We start from the raw sequence: 3,045 nt of genomic DNA on the forward strand, positions 1-3,045 counted from the left end.
CGTCGGGCTCGACGGCGGCAGGCCCCAAGCCGCCCCGACCATCGGGGATGAGTCCCGGATCCGGCAGGTCGTCGCGAACCTGATCACCAACGCGCTGAGGTACACCCCCGACGGCACGCCCATCGAGATCGCGGTCGGCGTGGCACCGGTGCTGTCCGGTCACAGCAACTCGGTGCTCGAAGTGCGGGACCATGGGCCGGGGATCTCGGAGGAGGACGCCGCCCGCGTCTTCGAGCGCTTCTACCGTGCGGACTCATCCCGCCACAGGGAGACCGGCGGTACCGGCCTCGGCCTGGCGATCGTCGCGGCGCTTGTCGCCCAGCATGACGGCACGGTGCGGCTCGAGGAGACCCCGGGCGGCGGGGCCACGCTGTCGGTGCGCTTTCCGCACGCGGACGACCAGCCCTCGACGGCGCCGGACTCCTCTCCAGCCGACGAGTAAGCGCCTATTTGTCCACATCCTCCCGCTGGGTCCCCTGCCGCGCCACCCTGCCGCCTACCGTCGGATGACAAGGCATTTCCTCATCGAACCGGGAGCGGACCCATGGCATTCTTCACAGTAGACACCGACACCCTGGCGGCGAAGAGCAGCCAGGTCCAGGGTACGATCCTCCGCCTGCAGGCCGAAGTGAACAGCATGCAGGCGGGACTTCGCGAACTCGAGGCGTTGTGGGGCGGCCAGGCCTCTGCGAACTTCCAACAGCTCATCACGCAGTGGCGCGGCACCCAGGCGCAGGTGGAGGAATCCCTGGTGGGGATCAATGAAGCCCTGGTCGTCGCCACAGCCCAGTATGCGGAGGCAGAACTGGGCAACGCGAGGCTGTTCCTTCGCTGAATCCTGATACGACGAAGGCGGCACCCCGCGGTTGCGGGGTACCGCCTTCGTCAGATCAGCGCAGAACGGCTGGGGAGAGGGGCTAGAAACCGCCCATTCCGCCCATTCCACCCATGTCATCGCCGCCGCCGCCGGCAGCAGCCTTCTCGGGCTTGTCCGCCACAACGGCTTCGGTGGTCAGGAACAGCCCTGCAATGGAGGCTGCGTTCTGCAGAGCAGAGCGCGTTACCTTGACGGGGTCGTTGACGCCTGCCGCCAGCAGGTCCTCGTAGACACCGGTTGCAGCGTTGAGGCCGTGGCCTGCAGGCAGCCCGCGAACCTTGTCCACCACGACGCCTGGCTCGAGACCGGCGTTGAAGGCGATCTGCTTCAGGGGGGCGTCGATGGCGACGCGGACGATGTTCGCTCCGGTTGCCTCGTCACCGGTCAGCTCGAGCCTGGCGAATGCCTTGGCCCCGGCCTGGATCAGTGCCACGCCGCCACCGGCAACGATGCCCTCTTCGACGGCTGCCTTGGCGTTACGCACTGCGTCCTCAATGCGGTGCTTGCGCTCCTTGAGCTCAACCTCCGTCGCGGCTCCGGCCTTGATGACTGCAACGCCGCCGGCCAGCTTGGCCAGGCGCTCCTGCAGTTTCTCGCGGTCGTAGTCCGAGTCGGAGTTGTCGATCTCGGCACGGATCTGGGCCACACGGCCGGCGATGGCGTCGGCGTCGCCGGCACCTTCGACGATCGTGGTTTCGTCCTTGGTGACAACCACCTTGCGGGCGGTGCCGAGCAGGTCGAGCGTGGCGTTCTCGAGCTTGAGGCCGACTTCCTCGGCGATGACCTGGCCACCGGTGAGGATGGCGATGTCGGCCAGCTGGGCCTTGCGGCGGTCACCGAAGCCGGGAGCCTTGACGGCAACGGACTTGAAGGTGCCGCGGATCTTGTTCACGACGAGCGTGGCCAGGGCCTCGCCCTCGACGTCTTCGGCGATGATCAGCAGCGGCTTGCCGGACTGCATGATCTTCTCGAGGACGGCAACGAGGTCCTTGACGTTCGAGATCTTCGAGTTGACGATCAGGATGTAGGGATCCTCGAGCACCGTCTCCTGGCGCTCTGCGTCGGTGACGAAGTAGCCGGAGATGTAGCCCTTGTCGAAGCGCATACCTTCGGTCAGCTCGAGCTCGAGGCCGAAAGTGTTGGACTCCTCGACGGTGATGACGCCTTCCTTGCCCACCTTGTCGAGCGCTTCGGCGATGAGGTCACCGATCTGCGTGTCGCCGGCGGAAATAGAAGCCGTGGCCGCGATTTCTTCCTTGGTTTCGATTTCCTTGGCGGAAGCCAGAAGTTCCTCGGTGACGGCAGCAACTGCCTTCTCGATACCGCGCTTGAGGCTCAGGGGGTCGGCGCCGGCGGCGACGTTGCGGAGGCCTTCCTTCACGAGGGCCTGTGCAAGGACCGTGGCGGTCGTGGTGCCGTCGCCGGCCACATCGTCGGTCTTCTTCGCAACTTCCTTGACCAGCTCGGCGCCGATCTTCTCGAACGGGTCGTCGAGTTCGATCTCCTTGGCGATGGAGACGCCGTCGTTGGTGATCGTGGGGGCGCCCCACTTTTTCTCAAGGACGACGTTGCGGCCACGTGGGCCGAGCGTTACCTTGACGGCGTCAGCGAGGATGTTCAATCCACGCTCGAGGCCGCGGCGGGCCTCTTCATCAAAAGAAATGATCTTGGCCATAACGGCTTAGGTCCTTTCGGGGACAATTGTGCATGTCAGCATACGAATGCCTACCGATCTGCGATGCCCGCGACGGACAGGCTCGGCCGGAAACGATCTCTTTACGTCCCGGCATTCACCCTCACCACAGAGGTCTGCATGCTTCACCCGGTACCCGCTGCTTAGCAGTCAACCGGCCCGAGTGCTAACTCAATAATTAGCACTCCGGCAGGGCGAGTGCAAGCCGGGTTCCCGGTAGTGCCGCCCCCGGGCCATCCCTGAGCCGCCGCGGCAAAAGACAGGGACCTACCCGATGGCGGGCGGCAGAAAGGCGGCATAGGTTGGGGTAGGACAGGACAATAAGAGGAGAGCAGTGTCGACGAACCCAGAGCACCAACCGGATCCCTTCCCGGAGCCGGACGGGAAGAACCAGCCCGGACCCGGCGCATCACCGGACGCCGGGGGCCATTCCGCTCCGTACCCGTCCGGTTCCAGCCGGCCCGGCTCGGATGGG

General features: G+C 65.6%; 3 protein-coding genes. 2 read left to right on the forward strand and 1 reads right to left on the reverse strand.

The genetic code is table 11. The annotated features are described in order from the left end of the window. Both Y705_RS23035 and Y705_RS0106050 read left to right on the forward strand, forming a co-directional pair. Positions 1 to 442: sensor histidine kinase (locus Y705_RS23035; protein WP_253908512.1), on the forward strand; the 442-nt coding region annotated here is incomplete at its 5' end. A 102-nt stretch (positions 443 to 544) separates the two neighbouring features. After that, a complete protein-coding gene (locus tag Y705_RS0106050; protein WP_026532209.1) occupies positions 545 to 835 on the forward strand; it encodes a WXG100 family type VII secretion target in 291 nt (96 codons plus the stop codon). Between the two features lie 82 nt (positions 836 to 917). Here Y705_RS0106050 and groL read toward each other — a convergent pair whose 3' ends face one another. After that, complete coding sequence (groL, locus tag Y705_RS0106055; RefSeq protein ID WP_026532210.1) at positions 918 to 2,552, reverse strand: chaperonin GroEL; 1,635 nt, start codon at positions 2,550 to 2,552, stop codon at positions 918 to 920. Positions 2,553 to 3,045: the final 493 nt, after the last annotated feature.

This window comes from Arthrobacter sp. H41 (assembly GCF_000520535.1).
In the GTDB taxonomy this organism is placed as follows: Bacteria; Actinomycetota; Actinomycetes; order Actinomycetales; family Micrococcaceae; genus Arthrobacter_D.

What these genes read in the sequence shown, in the direction of transcription:
- groL (WP_026532210.1), bottom strand. Translation starts at nt 2,552, where the DNA reads ATGGCCAAGATCATTTCTTTTGATGAAGAGGCCCGCCGCGGCCTCGAG.
- Y705_RS0106050 (WP_026532209.1), top strand. Translation starts at nt 545, where the DNA reads ATGGCATTCTTCACAGTAGACACCGACACCCTGGCGGCGAAGAGCAGC.